The organism is Thermosynechococcus sp. FA-CM-4201 (assembly GCF_054689355.1).
Genome location: NZ_CP079920.1, coordinates 2,735,493 through 2,751,518, shown reverse-complemented (window position 1 = coordinate 2,751,518; position 16,026 = coordinate 2,735,493). Strand labels below are relative to the sequence as shown.

The window sequence follows — 16,026 nt, the reverse complement described above, 5'->3', positions numbered from 1 at the left end:
GCGAACCAGCCATGAGTACACTGTATGAAACCGACTTTTACGCTTGGACGCAACAGCAAGCCGCATACCTCCGCCAAGGCAAATTGGAACTGCTCGATCTTGAGAACCTCAGTGAGGAGATTGAATCCTTGGGTAGGCAAGAGAAACGGGAATTGCGCAGCCGCCTTGAAGTCTTACTGGCTCATTTGCTCAAGTGGTACTACCAGCCTGAACAGCGTTCAAAAAGCTGGATTTACACGATTCGTGAACAACGGCGTCGCATAGAACGCCACCTCAAGGAGAACCCCAGCCTGAAGCCCTACCTACCAGAGGCGATTTCCGTCAGTTACGAAACGGCTCTTGACATAGTGGGACAAGAAACCCCCCTTGAGCCTGAAACGTTGCCCCAAACATGCCCCTTTTCGGAAGCACAAATTTTTGAAGAGCCGCTCCACCTCTAGGCTCAGCCAATATGCTCCCATGAAACAGCCATACCCCGCTCAATGGCTTGGTTCACCCGCTTGCCTAGCAGTACCTCATAGTATTTAGGGGGCAACCCATACCCGGGGCGAATCGAACGAATACACTCTGGCGTAATCACTTCCCCTACCGCCATGTCTTTGACAAAGTACAATGAGCGGCGATAAACCAACGACTTCTTCTCAGCGTCCGTAGGACCATAGTGTACCTGACCCAAGGCTTGATAGGCACGCTGGGTTTCCTCCACCAAAAGCTTCATTTCGTGGGGTTCCAAACTAAAGGCGGCATCCACCCCACCCTCAGCGCGACTCAGCGTAAAGTGCTTTTCAATCACCGTTGCCCCCAAAGCCACCGCTGCCACCGCCACACCAATTCCGAGGGTGTGATCCGAAAGTCCCACTTCACAGCCAAAGAGTTCCTTCAGGTGGGGAATCGTACGCAAATTGGAGTCGGTTGGCTCCGCAGGATACGTGCTCGTACATTTCAGCAAGACAATTTGATCATTACCTGTGGCTCGAATTGTTCGCACAGCCTCATCCAGTTCGGCAAGAGTAGCCATGCCTGTGGACATAATGATCGGCTTACCCGTTTCCGCCACCCGCTGAATCAGGCGTAAATCGACATTTTCAAACGAGGCAATCTTGTAAATTGGACAGTCTAATTCTTCAAGGAAATCTACTGCCGTCAGATCAAAAGGGGTACTGAATGCAATTAGCCCCAGTTCTTTAGCACGCTTGAAGATGGGTTCATGCCACTCCCAAGGGGTGTAGGCTTTTTGATAAAGATCGTAGAGATATTCACGCTTCCATAGACTGCTCTCATCACTAATAAAAAAATCAGGCTTCTCACAGCGGAGCGTGATTGTATCGGCTGTGTAGGTCTGAAGCTTTAGGGCATGGGCACCAGACTTGGCGACTATTTCAACGATCTCTAAAGCTCTATCAAGGGATTGATTATGATTCCCTGACATTTCAGCAATGACGAAAGGAGACTTAGTATTGAAAATATTAGATAGCATAATAGTTTAGTGTAAATAGAGTCACCTAAGTATTTAATTCTTTTTCTAAGATAACTAAATTAGGTTGCCAACTCAAATCATTTTTTTCCTGATAGCCAGCTCTAATTAAAGACTTAATAGAAGCAGGATTACTTTGTTTAACTTCAGCTCTTATAATGGCTGGCTCCTTTAATTCATCTTTTAGGGTTTGATCAGAAATTGTAATAATTTCTACACCTAATCTAAGGCCTCTAAAGGCTGCTGATAAACAGTAGTTCAAGAGCCAAGCGCCCTGCTTATAGTCATACCTTACTTGTCCAGCACGCAAATTATTATACTCTGCAATATACATCCTGCTTTGTTTTGATTGAATCTTTGCATTAAACCAATTTAAATGATTTTCTATCGAAATAAAGTCTGAATTCCAAGAATGATAGCGCACAACTGGATCATTCGCCCATAGAAAAAGTATCAAATTATCATTTTCAGAGGCTCTGCGAATTTTGATGGAATGAATTCTAGGGTTATTAATCATTTTAGTACGTACCTTAGAAATACCATCACCATCCACCATCAATTGACAAAGATGAATCGATTTTTCGATTTTTTTAAAAATGGAATATAAATTTTGATTTTCACTTCTAAAATCTTCTATCTTGTCTAATGATATTTGGAAATTATCTTCAGTTAAATTACTACAAAACTCAACTTGATTTTCGGCAATGGGAATTACAATTCCTGTTAAGCCGAGACACATCCGCTCCCAAGTAATCGAGCCACCCGCACCCAAGTACCATGAGCAGCGCAGCATAATCTCAGCCATTTGATCAGTCTGAATATGCAACTGACCATCAGGAAAATAACGCATTTCAGCTTCAACATCACTACGGTGAGGATTGGCAGCACCAATGACGACTTCGGGGGCAAAATCCCCCATCTCCCGCAGGATGCGCAGAGCTTGGGTTGTGTAGTTCTGGGGATCCATCCCGCCAAAAAAGACCAGTACCTTACGCGGATCAAAAGGTGGGCGACCTTCTCTTTCGAGCTTTTGGCGAGCAGCAATAAACTCTGGACGCAGTAGGGCATATTCAGGCCCTAGTAACTGGCAGCAGTGCTCAGGCACTAATCCCTCATAGCGATTCCAGCGGTGAGTATAGTTTTGATCCAACAGCACATCGCAATCATGGGGACGGTTGGCAAGATCGTCAATGACGAAAATTTGCTTGACCACTGGGCGCAACTGCTGCTCCCATGCTTTGTCAATGCCGTAGTGATCCACCACCAGCCAGTCAGGGGTTGCCTCTAAATCCTCAATGATTTGCTTTGTCTGCTGGGCATCCACTTTTGGGGAAACACCGAGATCAGCGGCAGTTGTTGGCTCGCTGCCTGTAGGCAACTCATAAACCGTAAAACCCTTTTGCCGTACTAAGGGGATGATGTTACTGGGGTGGGCACGGGAAATGAAAAGACAGATTGCCCCTTCCTCTTGCAAAGCGGTGGCCAAGGTTAGGCAGCGCATCACGTGCCCTGTGCCAATTTGAGTCGCAGAGTCCACACGGAAAACGACTAACATTTGACCTGCTGCTCCAACTGATTAGAGTATAGTGCTCGATACAGGAGTTCGGCACGCTGCCAATCCTCCAAAGTGTCAACATCTACAACCCGCCACTGGGGAATGACAAGACCAATACCCTGCTGATGAATACTAATGTCTGCAAGCCATGCTTCAGTTTTGCCCCAATAAAACTGCCCTGCATCATAGTAAGCAGGCTCTAAATCCTGAGTGCGTTCTTGCTCATACTGTGGATAAAAAGGCTCCATTTGACCAGATGGATGTCGTCGTAAAGCTCGCTGTATTGAAGAAGGAAAGCTCGTCACGGGAAAAACATAGGGAGCATTAGAACTAAGCAGCATGTTCAAGGCGGCCTTGAGATCATCAGTCTGTAGCAGCGGAATAGCGGGGTAAATGCAGCAGACTAGCTCAGGATGACAACCCTGCTCTTTCAATGCTTGAATACCATGGGCAATGACTTGTGTGGTGCCCGTATAGTCATCAGCTAGGGAACCTGGCCGCATAAAAGGAACTTCTGCACCCCATTGAGAAGCAATGGCAGCAATTTCTGTGTCTTCAGTAGAAACAATGATGCGATCAAATAAACCAGAGCCTTGGGCAGTCGCGATCGCATAAGCAATCATTGGCTTTCCACAGAAGTTGCGGATGTTTTTACGAGGAATTCGCTTGCTTCCTCCCCGCGCAGGAATAATCGCAATTTTCATTATGCTAGGGTTGCAGTATAGTTCATCAGTCGTTTACTGGTTCTCTTTATAAGTGATCCTGCGCTCTACGATACCGATTTTTATGCGTGGACGCAACAGCAGGTTTCTGACGGTTCGAGAACAAGGCCGTGCGATGCAGCGACATTTGCGTCAGAGTCCTAGCCAGCGCGCCTTAGCGGCTGAAGCCCTGAGTGATGACTTTGAAAAGGAGTGGATTTAGCGTTGCTGAGGAGAGAATTAACGCTTTGCTTCCCACTGACCCCAGCGATAGCCCAATTCAAAGCACATCAGGGAATTGACAAGATAAATCCCCACTACGGTTAACCGCTGCCATCCCTGACCCGCCTCTGGCCAAAGCCACGGCAATAGAACAAACCCAATGCCGAGACCAACGAGGAAGCCAAGACCTGTCCCCGCTGCCATTACCAGCATGATGAACAAGCCCCCCAATTCTAGCTTGCTAGGCAACTCGCGGCGAAATAGCCAAAAATAAAACTGCATGAGGTAGAGATGGGGCCATGTCAGCAGTAAGATAACCGCTAGCAAGAAATTGGAGAGTAGGCCGCCCACGCTTTAGAAAATTCCAGAAACAACAGTGGTGCTGCGCCCCAGTATAGCGACGAAGCTCTAAATCCGATCCAAAACCCGAATCCCCAGTAGGGATAGCCCTAGTTTCAGTGTTTGGGCAGTGAGATAGGCGAGGGTCAAGCGGGATTGTTTTGTTGGCTCAGTTGCCGAGAGGATGGGACAGCGATCGTAGAACTGATTGAAAAGCTGGCTCAGTTCAAAGAGGTATTGGCAGAGGCGGTTGGGCAATAGCTCAGCGCTCACAAGGTCAAGGGTTTCCTCTAGTTGCACAAGGTGCTTGGCAAGGTTTTGCTCGGTCTCATCCTCTAGGAATAGGGGGGTATCTGGTGAGAGAGTGCCCCAATCAATGTCACCCCGCCGTGTCAGCCCTTGAACACGCACATAGGCATAGAGCAAATAGGGAGCAGTATTCCCCTGCAAGGAGAGCATCTTGTCGTAGCTAAAGACGTAGTTGCTGTTGCGGTTTTGACTGAGATCCGCGTACTTGACAGCACCGATACCGATCGCCCGTGCCACGGTGTCAATGAATTCTGGAGATTCCCTACGGCCTTCACTGGCAAGGCGCTGTTCTAAATCTGCTCGACTGCGGGCGATCGCCTCCGTCAGCAAATCCATCAGGCGAATCGTTTCCCCAGCACGGGTTTTCAAGCGTTTGCCATCTTCCCCCAGCACCAAGCCAAAAGGGACATGGGTTAACGTGACATGGGGCGGCACCCAACCTGCGCGCTGCGCCACTTGAAAGACTTGGGCAAAGTGGGTGGACTGCCCAACATCGGTGACGTAAATAATCCAGTCCGCCTGATCCTTTTCAATGCGATAGCGCAGGGCGGCTAAATCGGTGGTTGCGTAGTTATAGCCCCCATCGGACTTTTGAATAATCAAGGGTTGGGGTTGCCCTTCTTTATTGGTGAAACCCTCTAAAAAGACCACCTTTGCCCCCTGATCTTCCACCAAGAGGCCAAGAGCTGCTAAGTCCTCAATCACCGCCGGCAAAAAAGGATTGTAGAAGGACTCCCCGCGCTCAGTCAGTTGAATATCCAGCAGATCGTAGATCTTTTGAAACTCGCGGCGGGATTGCTCGCACAGAAGTTGCCAAGCGCGGCGACTGTGTTCTTCCCCCTGCTGAAGCGCCACCACCTGCTGCCGTGCCTTTTGTTGAAAGTTTGGATCACTGTCAAAGCGTTGCTTGGCCTTTTTGTAGAATGTCACCAAGTCACCCAAGTCAAGGGCATTGGCAGTCGTGAGGGCGTCGGGATAAACCTCATCAAGGTAGGCAATGAGCATGCCAAACTGTGTCCCCCAGTCCCCCACATGGTTGAGCCGCAGGACATCATGGCCTTGAAATTCAAGAATGCGGGCAATGCAGTCACCAATAATGGTGGAGCGCAGGTGACCGACGTGCATTTCTTTGGCAATGTTGGGGCTGGAAAAATCAACCACCACCCGGCGTGGCTCTCGCGCCGGCGGAATGCCCAAGCGATCGCTCCCAATAGCGGCTTGCAGGCTGCGCGCCAGAAAGTCTGGCTTGAGACGAAAGTTGAGAAAGCCCGGGCCAGCAATTTCGACGGGTTGACAGAGATCCTCAACGTTGAGATGTGCCACAACCTCTTGGGCTAGCTCACGAGGCGCTTTGCCCACCTGCTTGGCGAGGCTAAGGCAAACATTCGATTGATAGTCACCAAACTTGGCTTGACTGGCCGGCAGCAGGAGCGGCTGGGGATAGGTATCTAAAGGAAGTGCGGTTTGCAGGGCACTGAGGAGGCGATCGCCCAAAAGCCGTAGAGGAGCAACCATTAACGCTTGCGCCCCCGTCGTTGTTCTTTTTGCTCCGCTTGCAGACGCCGGCGATCGCGCCACTCAGCAAAAGTCAGATAGCCAATGCCACCGGTGACGACAATCAGCAGCAGCAAGGCCACCAGAACCAGAAGATCCGCCAATGAAACCGTCATTGCCCCAGTCCTAGGTGGCTACATGCCGTGGCGACCCCAGACCACAAAGGCGATCGAGAGCGTAAAGACACTGAGAACACCCACCCAACCGAGCGTGATAATATCCATTGCATGCGATCCTGAACTCAATGCAGACCTCATTTTAACTCAGATAGATTATCTTTTCTTTATTAGAGGCAGGCTACAGGCAATGACGCAGGGCATGACAGCAATTGAAACCGCGATTGAGCAAGGAGACCTGACCGCTGTCCAGGCGGCGATCGCCAAGGGTATCGAGATGAAAACAGAAGCGCTGGCACTGGCAGCAGAACTGGGGCACACTGAAATTGTCAATGCCCTGATTGCCGCAGGCATCGATGTCAACCAAGGGGATAGCGAGGGGTGGACACCATTGATGGCCGCAGCCGGCGGTGGACATACTGCTATTGTGGAGAAACTCCTAGCAGCCGGTGCCAATGTCAATGCTCAAACGGCCTTTGGTTTGACCCCCTTAATGGCCGCAGCAGCCAAAGGACAGACGGCGACGGTCAAACAACTGATTGCAGCAGGTGCAGATCTCAACGCCAAGGATCAGAATTCTTGGACAGCTTTGGTGTGGGCGCTGGACGGGAAACATGCCGATGTGGTGGCAGTCATTAAAGCCGCTCGCGCACAATCTTTAGGACCATGATTAAGTACCTCAGTTTATTTTTAGCAGCAGCCCCTTCAAGTATCCTCATTGCTCAACTGGCGCGAACTCAACGGCTGCGGGTCGCGTTCATTGAAGCGGCTCAAATTGTGGGGATTGTCGGCATTGCGATTCTTACCGACTGGCTCCTGCTGAACTTGGGGATTCATCAACTGCAACAGCGGCTTGACCAAAAAGCCAGCCAACAATACCAGCCTTGGCTTTCCCTTGGCGCTAGCCTATTGCGCCTGACGCTGCGAATTTTACTCTGGGCACTCGTTTTATCTTGGATTCTGCAATCCGTTCAAAGTCTTTCCCCTTGGCATGAGCGCATTGACAGCACAATTCAGTTTCTCCTCGAACGGGTGGCCGTGGTGTTTAACACCCCCTTTATGGAGTTGGGGCGCACCAAAGTTACCCTGAACTTTCTCTTTCTAATTCTCTTTTTGTCCCTCGCGGTGATTTTTATCTCCCGCTGGGTGAGCGAGTGGCTCAAGAGTCGGATTCTCATGCAGTTGCGGGTGGATCGTGGTAGCCAAGAAACCATCACCCGGGTGGTTAGCTATAGCCTCAGCTTTATTGGCTTTATCATTGTCCTGCAAACCGCAGGTATTGACCTCAGTTCCCTGACGGTGTTAGCGGGGGTCTTGGGGATCGGTTTTGGTTTTGGTTTGCAAACCCTCGCCAGTAACTTTATTAGTGGTTTAGCGATTTTGCTGGAACATCCGATTAAAGTTGGGGATTTTATTGAAGTGGATGGCTTGCTGGGCACCGTCGAGAAAATCTCAATTCGCGCCACAATTATCCGCACCAACGATAGCCAGTATGTAATTGTTCCCAACAACCGCTTTATTGAAAAGAACGTTGTCAACTGGAGTTACGGTAGCCCCGATAGCCGTATCCATATCCCTGTGAGTGTCGCCTATGGCAGTGATACAGTTCTGGTGACCGAAGCGCTCCTCAGTGCCGCCCGTCAGGATCCGCGCGTCCTGCTAACCCCACCCCCCAGCGTTTGGTTTCGCGGTTTTGGGGAGAGTGCCTACCTCTTTGAATTGCTGGTGTGGATTAACCGCCCCCAAGATTCTGAACCCATTAAAAGCGCCCTTAATTTTCTCATTGAGCAGGAATTACGGCAGCGGCAGATTGAAGTGCCCTTTCCCCAATTGGATCTGCGGTTGCGCGACTTGGGGGAACTGCGCTCCTTGGCTCATTATTACCACCGTTCTGTGGCCAGTGTACCTGAAACTTCAGCGGTGACTGAGCCAGCAGCTCCTGAAATGGCCAAAACCGAACCCTCCCTTGCTGATTTGTTACGCAATATCAGTTGCTTTTCTCGCTGCTCCAATGCGGAATTGCAAATGCTGATTGAGTTGGGCAATCGCCAATTTTATGGTGTGGGGGAAATTATCTGCTGTGAGGGGGATCCGGGGGATGCCTTTTACATTGTCCTTGAAGGTTCTGTCGAAGTTCGCTCCGAGCACTTAAATCAGATTTTAGCCACCCTCTATGAGGGGGAGTTTTTTGGTGAAATTGCCGTGCTGACGGGGATGCCGCGATCGGCCACGGTGCGAGCCTTGGAAGAAACAGTTCTATTTGTGGTGCATCGCTCAGCCGTACAGCGACTGCTGCAAGCCCAACCTCAATTGGCGGAGGATATTGCCCATGAGCTGGCGGCCCGACAACAGGTTCTCCAAGAACTCGGCCTCGTGAACTCCCAAGAAATCAAAAGCCTGCCCCCTTTGCAGTGGATTCGTCGCCGCTTGCAAACGCTCTTCAATGTCTAGGGCGTCAACCGTTCAATTAATCTCTGGTGTTGGGGAAACTGCTGCTGCAACTGCTGGCGATCGCCCAATTCAAAATCGCGAAAGTCAAATCCCGGCGCCACCGTACAACCCACCAGACTAAAACTGTCTGGCACATCCACCGTTGCTCCAAACCATGCCCCCGCTGGTACCACTTGTTGCAATTGCTCCCCCTGATCCAGATTGATCCCCAAGCGCAGAGGCTGATACTTCCCCGTCGGTAGAATCACATGAATCGTCAGGCTACTGCCCGTGTAAAAGTGCCACAGTTCATCACTGGCAATGCGGTGCAGTCGCGAACAGGCTGTGGAGGGGAGCAAGAAATAGATGCTTGTACAGTAAGCGCGATCGCCCCCCCGAAAGCCTGAAGGCAAAGCCGCTGCGGGAATGCTCCCTGCTGAGCGATAGACCTCGCGAAAATAGCCCCCCTCCGGATGGGGTTGCAGGTCAAGTGCCTCAATCCACGCCTTAGCTGGCCAAGTATTCATACATTTGCTGGCGCCGCCGCCGCAGGTGATCGAGGGCTTGCCGTTCCAGTTGCCGCACCCGCTCACGGCTGAGGTTGAGTTGCTCACCCACCTTGGCAAGGGACAGTTCTTGGCCATCCCCCAAACCGTAGCGCAGAGTGAGGACTTGCCGTTGTTGCGGGGTGAGTTCCGCCAGCCACAAGTTGACATCATCGCGGAGGGACTCCACCGTGGTAAATTGCTCTGGCGAAAGACTGTCATCCTCGAGCAGTTCACCAAGTTCAGTGTCCTGATTGTCCCCGACACGCAGATCAAGGGAAACAGGTTGGCGCGCAAGGGTCAGGTATTCACGGATTTGCTCCGGTTCGAGTTCTAGGGCTGCTGCCACCTCAGCAGGGGTTGCACTCCGTCCCAATTTTTGTGCCAATTCGCGTTGGGTGCGTTTGATCTTGTTCAGCTTCTCAGTGATGTGGATGGGCAGCCGAATTGTCCGCGCCTGTTGGGCGATCGCCCGTGTAATGGCCTGACGAATCCACCAGTAGGCATAGGTAGAGAACTTATAGCCCCGCGTCGGATCAAACTTTTCCACACCGCGTTCGAGGCCAAGGGTGCCCTCTTGCACCAAGTCCAGCAATTCAAGGTTGCGTTTTTGATACTTCTTGGCGACCGAAACCACTAGCCGTAGGTTGGCTTCAATCATTTTTTGCTTAGCTCGTTCGCCGCGCTTAAGGATATTGCGCAATTCCGTCGGCGTGAGATGAGAGGCCGCTGCCCATTCTTCAAAGGTTGGTTCACGTCCCAGTTCTTTGGTGAGAGCCTCGCGTTTTTCCCGCAGTGCCATCATTTGCTGCACTTGTTTACCCAGAATAATTTCCTGTTCATGGGTCAGCAGCGGCACGCGCCCAATTTCTTGTAGGTACGTGCGCACCATATCGGTGCTAACAGTGGGTGTAGGGGATGGGGTTTTGGAAGCGGAGTTCATCATAGCGGCTCAGATTCTAAACAATATTTGGCAAGGAAGAATGTAGATAAAAGATTTATCGCAATGAAGATGACGACTCGCACTGATAAAGCTGAGGTTTGTATAGCGTTAGCCTAGCAGGTGAGAGGGAGCTGGCCTGTATCCTAATCTACTTAGACTTAAATTGTGCCCCGAAAGTTGCCAATTCATAACAGCCGATTCCTGAAATAAAGATTAAACTTTGTCAACTAGAGACGGGGATCAGGAGATCGGCAAGGGCTTTGGGGGCAAATTCGAGGGCAAAAACACGGCCAAAGGCAGCAACAAACTGCTGGCGCACCTCCTCTAAAGTAATGTCGGCACAAAACTGCCGTAGGTTCCCGACGGGGCGATCGCCAATGCCACAGGGGACAATGCGACCAAAGCCCTGCAAATCGTTCACCACATTGAGGGCAATGCCATGGAAGGTAATCCAGCGGGTCACCTTGATCCCGATCGCCGCCACCTTGTACCCCTCCACCCAAACACCGGTAAGGCCAGCAACGCGCTCCCCTTTAATGCCATAGTGCCCTAGGGTTTGAATCACTACTTCCTCCAACTGGTGGAGATACCAATGCAAATCGCAGCGATGACGGCGTAAATTCAAAATCGGGTAGGCGACCAATTGGCCGGGGCAGTGGTAGGTGACATCGCCTCCGCGCTCAATGCGCAAGACCTCAATGCCCGTCGCCACGGGATCAAAGTGAATGTGGGCGGTGGTTGCCCCTTGACCAAGGGTATAGATGGGGGGATGCTCCAAGGTGAGCAGGACATCTGGGGCAGTGGGATTGTGGCAGCGCTCAGCCACCAGTTGCTGTTGCCAGCGCCAAGCATCGCGGTAGGGGATGATCCCCAAGGCACAATGCCAACCAAGGGCAGGTTTCATAGGGGGTGCCAGATTGTCAAGAGCTAGAGGATAAGAATTATCACAGAACACGAATAAAGGTGAAGAGCCTCAGGATGCCCTGTAATCCCCGATACGAAGATGTTAGGGTGGAAGTAGATCAGCCTTAGATGTATCTGTTTTGCTCAGGGGAGGCAACCCTATGAGGCTAGTGATTCACGGTAAAAACATTGATATTACGGATGGCATTCGCAGCTATGTGAACCAAAAAATTGAGCGAGCCACCAGTCATTTCCAGAATGTGATTAACGAAGTTGATGTGCATCTTTCCGTAGCTCGTAACCGCAGTACAGCCCCGAAACAAACCGCTGAAGTGACCCTATTTGTCAATGGCTCAGTGATTCGCGCCGAAGAAAGCAGTGAAAATCTCTACGCCAGTATTGATCTCGTTGCCGACAAAATTGCGCGCAAACTCCGTAAACTCAAAGAAAAACGCCAAGACAAGTCCCGCGCTAAAGACACCAATAGTGTCGTGGAACCCACAGTGGTGACGGATTTGCTGGGCGATCGCACACCGCAACTGCCCGAACAAGTGGTGCGCATGAAATACTTTGCCATGCCGCCGATGACGATCCAAGAAGCCCTTGAGCACCTAGAAATGGTGGATCACGACTTCTATGTCTTCCGCAATCGCGATACGGGAGAAATCAACGTGGTCTATGAACGGAATCATGGGGGCTACGGCGTCATTCAACCCCGCCCCACGTCCCAAGAGAATCATCACGCTGCTGCTAAACCCATGGCGAAAACCAGCCACTAGTCGGCGTGTTGTGAACATTCCCACAACTGTTAATCGCCCTTTTCAGAAGCATGACACACCCTCATAAGGCGTCAAAGCAATCAGAGAAGAGACTCATATCGGAGGTATCCCTGATTTTGGAAAAGGGCGGTAGGGTGGTAGTGAGTTGAAGGTGAGGGCAATTCATGAGCTGCACGACCCTCTTTCCCAACGGTGACTTGAACTTTCAGAGCATCTTTGAAAACGCAGTTGTGGGAATTTTCCAAACCGATTTAGCAGGCAACTATCTGTGTGCCAATCCTGCCCTTGCCCACATTTATGGTTATGACTCCGTTGCTGATTTGCTGGCGGCGCAGCCCAATGCCCATGCGCGGCTGTATGTTGACCCCGAGCAGCGGCAGCGATTTATTGACCTCATGGCGCAGCAGGATACACTGAGCAACTTTGAATCGGAGGTCTACCGCCGCGATGGCAGTCGCTGCTGGATTTCTGAAACTTGCCGAGTGGTGCGGGATACTGATGGCCAAATACTCTATTTTGAAGGGTTTGTCCAAGATGTTACGGCTCAACACATTGCCCTCGCCCGCCTGCAAGCTGCAGAGCAGCACCTACAGCAAAAAAATCACGAGTTGGAGGCCACCCTCCATCAACTGCAAAAAGCCCAACAGGAACTGATTCATGCGGAGAAAATGGCGGCCTTGGGTCAACTGGTGGCAGGGGTTGCCCACGAGATCAATACGCCTCTAGGGGCAATTCGTTCTTCAATTGAGACGATTAATATCTGCATGGAGCGATCACTCCCGCTGCTGCCGACAGTGGTGCGCCAACTCCCTGAACCCGTCTTTGATCAATTTGCCGCCCTGTGCGGCCATAGTCGCAGTGAATCCCTTGCCCTCTCCAGTCGGGAACGGCGACAGTATAAACGTCAGATCATGGCACAATTAGACGCCCAAGGAATCAGCAGCAGTGATGTTTGGGCAGAAACGTTGATTGACTTAGGTGTGCTCACTCCTACTCCCGAACTCTTGACACTGTTGCAAACGCCCCAAGGCCAGCAGGTTGTTGAACTCGCCCATCAATTGGCCCTGTTGGAGCGCAGTACCCATACGATTACCACGGCAATTGAGCGAGCGGCCAAGGTGGTTTTTGCCCTCAAAACCTATGCACGGGTAGAGCAAAGTAGTCAAAAGGTCTCTGCTCAAGTGGTGGATGGCATTGAAACGGTCTTGACCCTCTATCACAATAAGCTCAAGCATGGGGTTGAGGTTGTGCGGCAGTATGAGCCAGTGCCGCCGATTCTCTGCTACCCTGATGAGCTAACTCAAGTCTGGACGAATCTGATTCATAATGCCTTGCAAGCCATGGAAGAGCGGGGACGCTTGCAAATTGTGGTACGTCAAGCACAGTCCCATCTCTGGGTAGAGATTATTGATAGTGGCTGCGGGATTCCAGCGGCGGTGTTGCCCCGCATTTTTGAGCCGTTTTTTACCACCAAGCCCGCGGGTGAGGGCAACGGTCTGGGACTGGATATTGTGCGCAAAATTATTGACAAGCACCAAGGTAAGATTGAGGTGACATCCCGTCCGGGTTACACCCAGTTTCGGATTGGTTTGCCGATGGTTGATGCCCCCCATGTCTAAGCCAGTGATTTTATGTGTGGATGATGAACGGGTGATCCTCGAGAGCCTGCGCACCCAACTGCGGACGGCGTTTGGCGATCGCTACCTCTATGAAACGGCAGAAAGCGCCGAGGAAGCCCTAGAAATTATTGATGAGTTTCAGCAGGAGAGCACCGAAATCATTGTCATTGTCTCCGATTGGCTGATGCCACGGGTACGGGGGGATGAGTTTTTGATTCAAGTGCATCAGCGGTTTCCCAAGGTGGTGAAAGTGATGCTCACTGGTCAAGCGGATGAGGCAGCGATTCAGCGGGCCATTGAAGAGGCTAATTTGCATCGCTGTTTGTACAAGCCTTGGCACAGCGAGGAACTGGTGGAAACCATCCGTTCGGGTCTTTCTTCAGAGGCCTCCTAGGGACGCAGGATCAACTGCCATTCCTGCGTTTGGCGATCGCGCTGAAGTTCGCTATTTTCACCAATGACATAGGGCCCCCAGTAGCGTTTAGACCCATCGAGGGTAAAGGCCAAGACAATATCCCCCGACTGGAGGGTGAGCTTACCTTCAGGTAGCGTTAAGAGTAATCCCTTGATACTACCCTCCATAGGCGCAAAATCCCAGTGAACGGCGCCTTGATCAGGATGGGCGCGATCGCGCTCAGCGAGCAACACCACGCGCACCGGAAAGGCGGTTTGATTACTGATGCGTAGCCCATTCGGTTGCGGGTTGGCTGGCGCTTGGGGAGTGGGTAAGGGCTGAACAGCAGTGGTTTCTGGTTCCGCTTCGACAATAGGTGGCGGTTGGGTCAGCAGGTCTGGCTCCCACCAGAGTGTAAAGTGCAGTTGTGAAAGAATCATCGCACCAATCACCCCGATCAGCACTGCCACGAGGTAAGGAAGAAATTTAATTCGGATAGACATAGAGATAGGTTACTGCGGATGCCGCGCCTTTCTTTCCAGTTTAGAGAGTTGTGGCAGAAACCGCAGTGGGCAAAAAAGTTTGATCTCAATTGCCAGTGCCCTGAACTTCAGAGGAAAGTCGTTCTTGCAAGCGTTGCAAAGAGATCTGAGCTGCTGTCGCCACATGGGGATGCTCATCTTTGGCGAGGTATTCTAGAGCGGCTTGGGTTTTCGGGCTAGGCAGGTTCCCCAGAGCTTCAGCGAGCCGTTGCCGTACCAACCAATCCTCTGCGGTCACAAAGGGCAAAATATCTTCGACAACGCTGGGATCGCCAATTTCCCCCAGAGCGGCGATCGCCCCTTGAAGCATCACGACTTCCTGACTTTTCAGCGCCGATCGCAACACATCCACCGCGCGGGGATCCTTGAGATTGCCCAGTGCCACAGCCGCACTAAAGCGCACTAACCAATCAGTATCTTCATAAAAAGCACGCACCAGAGGTTCAAAGGCACGCCCATCTTCGAGATAGCCCAAGGCACCCGCAGCATCGGCACGAATACCATAATCCGGTTCACTCTCAAGCAACTGCACCAGAATTTCAAAGCACTCCGGTGTGGATTTGACACCAAGGGCAAACACAGCCATTGAGCGAATCTGTAGATTTTCGTCCCAAAGAACTTTTTTAATCAGGGGGACGGCATCCGCAGAGGGAACATCCCGTAGCGCGGCTAGCGCCAGCAGGCGATCGCGGGAATTGGGACTTTCCAGTTGATGGGCAAGCTGTTCGAGGGAGGGCATGGCAGTAACCTGAAAACTAATTTACAAAAATTAACAATATACTCCCCATTATAAAAAAGTCTCCCCAAAGTAAAACCAGTGGAAAAACGCCTGCTGATCCCTTGGGGAGAACTTGCCCAACAACTATCTAAAATCCAAGTCCTAAGCTGCTTTGGCTTTTTGCAGAAGCTTTTGAACCTGCTTCACGGCATAGGGCAGAATATTGCGAGCTGCCCAGCCCGCAGCCAGTAGGACAGGTAACAGGACAATCAGGACACGCCAATCCATACCCATAACCTCCCAAAATGTTTTCTGAAAACTTTATGAATTATTGTACAGCCTTCTCTAAGGAGAGAAAGGGGGGACACGATGCAACAAAGAAAGATTCTGCCGACAGAGCTTTTCTAAACCATCGACAGGCTATCCGATCCCAATGCTGACGTTCACAGTTTTGGGTTTGACACTCCCGCCGAATGAATTCGGGGGATTCTTACGCAGTCCATAATCGAACTCGTAATGGCGCTGTCAAGACGCCTCTACTGACTCCTCTCAGGTCAAACCTGAAAATTGCCTCTACTTCTCTATGTCACCGTTCGGGTTTTTCACCGAATTTAGGTCTTTCTCTATCTTGACATACTCCCACGACTAAAAGTCGTTGTAGGGCTTTTCCGCCACCCACTAAAGTGACGGAGCTACCAAGCTAAATTGTGGTGTTCTCCCTCAGAAAAGGTCTGTATGATTGGTTTAACTCCTTTAAGGCCGAATCCTGATGGGCGAAGATAAAATGACCCTCCGTGAAAACCAAACGGCGGCTGCTCTGCGTCTCAGTAAAGTGTTAGCAGCTCGTAATCGTTGGCGCACGGGTTGGCAGTCTCTGCGTTCG

General features: G+C 51.1%; 20 protein-coding genes. 7 read left to right on the top strand and 13 right to left on the bottom strand.

Features of this window, described 5'->3' with window-relative positions:
* Positions 1-11 precede the first annotated feature (11 nt).
* A complete protein-coding gene (locus tag KV190_RS13540; RefSeq protein WP_460193924.1) occupies positions 12-440 on the top strand; it encodes a DUF29 domain-containing protein in 429 nt (142 codons plus the stop codon).
* A gap of 2 nt (positions 441-442) precedes the next feature.
* On the opposite strand, the gene pseI is transcribed toward KV190_RS13540, so the two are convergent.
* Genes pseI through pseF form a run of 3 tightly spaced genes read right to left on the bottom strand, consistent with a single transcriptional unit; the run spans position 443 to position 3,733 of the window.
* The gene (pseI, locus tag KV190_RS13535) at positions 443-1,477 is read right to left on the bottom strand and encodes a pseudaminic acid synthase (protein WP_460193923.1); all 1,035 of its coding nucleotides are present in this window, start codon (positions 1,475-1,477) and stop codon (positions 443-445) included.
* 25 nt (positions 1,478-1,502) lie between these two features.
* Positions 1,503-3,029, bottom strand: coding sequence for a UDP-2,4-diacetamido-2,4,6-trideoxy-beta-L-altropyranose hydrolase (pseG, locus tag KV190_RS13530; RefSeq protein ID WP_460193922.1), 1,527 nt, complete (start codon positions 3,027-3,029; stop codon positions 1,503-1,505).
* Positions 3,023-3,733, bottom strand: a complete 711-nt coding sequence (gene pseF / locus KV190_RS13525; RefSeq protein ID WP_460193920.1) for a pseudaminic acid cytidylyltransferase — start codon at positions 3,731-3,733, stop codon at positions 3,023-3,025. The genes pseG and pseF overlap by 7 nt, the downstream gene beginning before the upstream one ends.
* Before the next feature lie 82 nt (positions 3,734-3,815).
* On the opposite strand from pseF, the gene KV190_RS13520 reads away from it, so the two are divergent.
* Positions 3,816-3,953, top strand: a complete 138-nt coding sequence (locus KV190_RS13520; RefSeq protein WP_460193919.1) for a hypothetical protein — start codon at positions 3,816-3,818, stop codon at positions 3,951-3,953.
* Between the two features lie 17 nt (positions 3,954-3,970).
* Here the strand turns inward: KV190_RS13520 and KV190_RS13515 are convergent, their stop codons facing one another.
* From KV190_RS13515 to petN, 4 genes are all read right to left on the bottom strand, one after another.
* Entirely contained in the window at positions 3,971-4,279 is a 309-nt protein-coding gene (locus KV190_RS13515; RefSeq protein ID WP_460193917.1) for a hypothetical protein, read from the bottom strand.
* A gap of 81 nt (positions 4,280-4,360) precedes the next feature.
* Positions 4,361-6,115 (bottom strand): arginine--tRNA ligase, encoded by a 1,755-nt coding sequence (gene argS, locus KV190_RS13510; RefSeq protein ID WP_460193916.1) that lies wholly within the window; start codon positions 6,113-6,115, stop codon positions 4,361-4,363.
* A complete protein-coding gene (locus tag KV190_RS13505; RefSeq protein ID WP_149817663.1) occupies positions 6,115-6,270 on the bottom strand; it encodes a hypothetical protein in 156 nt (51 codons plus the stop codon). Before KV190_RS13505 ends, argS begins: the two co-directional genes overlap by 1 nt.
* 18 nt (positions 6,271-6,288) lie before the next feature.
* Positions 6,289-6,378, bottom strand: coding sequence for a cytochrome b6-f complex subunit PetN (gene petN, locus KV190_RS13500; RefSeq protein ID WP_011056671.1), 90 nt, complete (start codon positions 6,376-6,378; stop codon positions 6,289-6,291).
* A 94-nt stretch (positions 6,379-6,472) separates the two neighbouring features.
* On the opposite strand from petN, the gene KV190_RS13495 reads away from it, so the two are divergent.
* Together KV190_RS13495 and KV190_RS13490 are read left to right on the top strand one after the other, a co-directional pair.
* Complete coding sequence (locus KV190_RS13495; protein ID WP_460193915.1) at positions 6,473-6,940, top strand: ankyrin repeat domain-containing protein; 468 nt, start codon at positions 6,473-6,475, stop codon at positions 6,938-6,940.
* Positions 6,937-8,721, top strand: coding sequence for a mechanosensitive ion channel domain-containing protein (locus KV190_RS13490; protein WP_460193914.1), 1,785 nt, complete (start codon positions 6,937-6,939; stop codon positions 8,719-8,721). The genes KV190_RS13495 and KV190_RS13490 overlap by 4 nt, the downstream gene beginning before the upstream one ends.
* Here the strand turns inward: KV190_RS13490 and KV190_RS13485 are convergent.
* From KV190_RS13485 to lipB, 3 genes are all read right to left on the bottom strand, one after another.
* Positions 8,718-9,227 (bottom strand): cupin domain-containing protein, encoded by a 510-nt coding sequence (locus KV190_RS13485; RefSeq protein ID WP_460193912.1) that lies wholly within the window; start codon positions 9,225-9,227, stop codon positions 8,718-8,720. The two genes, KV190_RS13490 and KV190_RS13485, sit on opposite strands and share 4 nt — an antisense overlap.
* Positions 9,208-10,191: an RNA polymerase sigma factor, RpoD/SigA family gene (locus tag KV190_RS13480; protein WP_460193911.1), complete on the bottom strand. Its 984-nt coding sequence runs from the start codon at positions 10,189-10,191 to the stop codon at positions 9,208-9,210. Before KV190_RS13480 ends, KV190_RS13485 begins: the two co-directional genes overlap by 20 nt.
* A 220-nt stretch (positions 10,192-10,411) precedes the next feature.
* Positions 10,412-11,092, bottom strand: a complete 681-nt coding sequence (gene lipB / locus KV190_RS13475; RefSeq protein WP_460193910.1) for a lipoyl(octanoyl) transferase LipB — start codon at positions 11,090-11,092, stop codon at positions 10,412-10,414.
* 160 nt (positions 11,093-11,252) lie between these two features.
* On the opposite strand from lipB, the gene hpf reads away from it, so the two are divergent.
* The 3 genes from hpf to KV190_RS13460 all read left to right on the top strand — a co-directional run bounded on the left by hpf (position 11,253) and on the right by KV190_RS13460 (position 13,883).
* A complete protein-coding gene (gene hpf / locus KV190_RS13470) occupies positions 11,253-11,870 on the top strand; it encodes a ribosome hibernation-promoting factor, HPF/YfiA family (protein WP_460193909.1) in 618 nt (205 codons plus the stop codon).
* 164 nt (positions 11,871-12,034) lie between these two features.
* Positions 12,035-13,489: an ATP-binding protein gene (locus tag KV190_RS13465; RefSeq protein ID WP_460193908.1), complete on the top strand. Its 1,455-nt coding sequence runs from the start codon at positions 12,035-12,037 to the stop codon at positions 13,487-13,489.
* Complete coding sequence (locus KV190_RS13460; RefSeq protein WP_460193907.1) at positions 13,482-13,883, top strand: response regulator; 402 nt, start codon at positions 13,482-13,484, stop codon at positions 13,881-13,883. The genes KV190_RS13465 and KV190_RS13460 overlap by 8 nt, the downstream gene beginning before the upstream one ends.
* Here KV190_RS13460 and KV190_RS13455 read toward each other — a convergent pair.
* From KV190_RS13455 to KV190_RS13445, 3 genes are all read right to left on the bottom strand, one after another.
* Positions 13,880-14,353, bottom strand: a complete 474-nt coding sequence (locus KV190_RS13455) for a hypothetical protein (protein WP_460193906.1) — start codon at positions 14,351-14,353, stop codon at positions 13,880-13,882. The two genes, KV190_RS13460 and KV190_RS13455, sit on opposite strands and share 4 nt — an antisense overlap.
* A gap of 118 nt (positions 14,354-14,471) precedes the next feature.
* Positions 14,472-15,164 (bottom strand): HEAT repeat domain-containing protein, encoded by a 693-nt coding sequence (locus KV190_RS13450; protein WP_460193905.1) that lies wholly within the window; start codon positions 15,162-15,164, stop codon positions 14,472-14,474.
* A 141-nt stretch (positions 15,165-15,305) separates the two neighbouring features.
* Positions 15,306-15,431, bottom strand: a complete 126-nt coding sequence (locus KV190_RS13445; protein ID WP_250682146.1) for a photosystem II protein Y — start codon at positions 15,429-15,431, stop codon at positions 15,306-15,308.
* Between the last annotated feature and the right edge of the window lie 595 nt (positions 15,432-16,026).